The sequence below is a fragment of the Citrobacter sp. Cpo037 genome (genome assembly GCF_030332945.1).
GTDB classification, from domain to species: domain Bacteria; phylum Pseudomonadota; class Gammaproteobacteria; order Enterobacterales; family Enterobacteriaceae; genus Citrobacter; species Citrobacter portucalensis.
The window spans coordinates 1-2,225 of record NZ_JAOWGW010000016.1 but is presented as its reverse complement, the minus strand read 5'-3'; the positions used below and the strand labels follow the sequence as shown (position 1 = coordinate 2,225).

The window sequence follows — 2,225 nt, the reverse complement described above, 5'->3', positions numbered from 1 at the left end:
CCTTTGAATGGGTTCATGTGCAGCTCCATCAGCAAAAGGGGATGATAAGTTTATCACCACCGACTATTTGCAACAGTGCCATATTCTTTACCCGATAACCATGACCGTACAAGCTAACAAGGCCTGGCAAGCCAGCGGACTTAAAAAGTCTTTTTTTCTACCATCCCACAAAAAAGTTCGTGGTGGAGAAAAGATAAGCTATGCAAGGCTTTAGGAGACGTGGTTTTTCAGGATGACGAAGAACGATTCGGCGCTAGGTGCAACATAGGTGCATCGCACGAGCGCTAGGAACGGCGAAAAAAGGCGGACGTGGCGAAATCGGTAGACGCAGCAGACTTTAAAATTGGAGTGCCCGCGGGGAAATCCGCGGAGTAGAACCGCTCAAAGTCGGGGAACGCTAACGGGCAATACCCTAAGCCAATCCCGAGCCAAGCCCCTTCGGGGGAAGGTGTAGAGACTGGACGGGCGGCGCCTAAAGCCTTCGGGCAATGGCGAAGGGACAGTCCAGACCACGAACGTCATCAGACGGCGGCGAAAGTCGAGGTGGTACGAAAATCTGCTTCTCTGTGAGAGTACGGGTTCGAGTCCCGTCGTCCGCACCACAAAGCCAAACATCCCTGCGATGATCGACCTCTGGGCGTTTGGTCGTGAGCCCGCCACCCTCGCGCTACGCTTTGCGCAGGCGTCGAAGGCGATCAGGTGCGCCCATCGATTCCGTCGAGCACCATCGCTGCGAGTTCATCGCTGGTGTGTGCACCACTATCGAGAACACGGGTTGTGCATGGAAGCCGTTCCCTTGCGGCCAAGCATCGGGCGACATTCGCTAATCGCCACTCTCGAATCTCCGCATTTCGATTCGGGTCAGGATGCATGGTCTGGTTCGCGATCCGGTGACGCAATAGGTCCTCGTTGAGCGTCAGAAAGATGTGCAGCAGCTGATCGTCGATCCGCCTTACCCCGTCGAGTATCTCAGTCAGATAGTCCGGGTGCACGAGCGTCATTGGGATGATGATGTCCTGCGAGTAATTCCTTCGAATCTCCCTGACCGCCGCGATCGTAAGTCCCCTCCACAAGGGGAGATCCTGATAGTCTCCGCTCGCTGGCATGGGGACCGTTTCTTTCACCACGAACCCGATTTCCTCGGGGTCAAAGATCAGCGATTTGGAACGCCGATCGCGCAGCCGCTTAGCGAGCGTCGTCTTTCCGGCGCCGAAAGGTCCGTTGATCCAGATTATCATTGTCGACGGCCTCTAACCTGAAGGCTCGCAAGAGCGCTCGACGGCCTCGTGCGGAGGCACGATCGGAGTGGTTCCGAAATGCTTCTCAAGATAGGTGACGCCGAACGTCACGATGTCCTGCGCGTCGAACAGGTAGCACTGAGCAAAGCCCACGACACCTTCTCGATGGCGACCGAGCTTCACGTAAGCATTTGCTATAGTTTCAACCGCATCCGGCTTTCCTTCGATAGCAAAGCAATCGAGAATGCCGTTTGAATCGTAATCCGATGCCGTTTTCCAGGCGACTTCACCGTCTCTTCCAAGCATCGGCATCTCATACGTCACCCACCGTTTGTTGGGGATATCGGCAACCGCCTCGGCGTAGTGCAATGCGGTAACGGAGTTTAGCGGCGCACCCAACAGCAGGGCCTTCCCGCCAAGGCGAACGAACCGCTCGACGGGCGATCCTTCCCCCAAGGCGTGACCGAGTTCGTGAGGCTCCGTCAGCGTTTCAGCCAGCGGACCAACCGCGACCATCGATGCATCGGGGTGCGCGCTGCGCCGCGCGCCGGGGGCTTGAACCAGAAATTGATTCAGCAGGCCGAACCCACGGTAAGTCCCGGCTGTTGCGGGATCGAACGGCAGCCAGGTACGGCGGGCTTCGTCATCCAGCCGAGCGCCATTCAGAGTCTCCTCGTAGGGTGATCGGTCCCACGACGCGTATCCCATCACAGTGCCAGTCGGCCCAACCGCGGAGCGTAACGCGGCAACGACCGTCTCCGCTCCTCCTTCGACCGGACCAATCGCTTTAAGTGAGGCATGCACCATCAAGAGGTCACCGGTTTGGACTCCGAGTTTTTGAAGCGCCTCCGTTATTGCCTTCCGCGTATGCATCGCGATATCTCCTCTAAACTGCAAAACACTATACGGGGTCTGACGCTCAGTGGAACGAAAACTCACGTTAAGGGATTTTGGTCATGAGATTATCAAAAAGGATCTTCACCTAGA

General features: G+C 56.6%; 2 protein-coding genes. Both read right to left on the bottom strand.

From position 1 onward, the window contains the following. Positions 1–695: 695 nt before the first annotated feature. Positions 696–1,238, bottom strand: a complete 543-nt coding sequence (locus OGX94_RS01010) for an AAA family ATPase (RefSeq protein WP_000587837.1) — start codon at positions 1,236–1,238, stop codon at positions 696–698. A gap of 12 nt (positions 1,239–1,250) precedes the next feature. Further along, the gene (aac(3)-IId, locus tag OGX94_RS01005; protein WP_000557454.1) at positions 1,251–2,111 is read right to left on the bottom strand and encodes an aminoglycoside N-acetyltransferase AAC(3)-IId; all 861 of its coding nucleotides are present in this window, start codon (positions 2,109–2,111) and stop codon (positions 1,251–1,253) included. Positions 2,112–2,225 lie beyond the last annotated feature (114 nt).

What these genes read in the sequence shown, in the direction of transcription:
- OGX94_RS01010 (WP_000587837.1), bottom strand. Translation starts at nt 1,238, where the DNA reads ATGATAATCTGGATCAACGGACCTTTCGGCGCCGGAAAGACGACGCTC.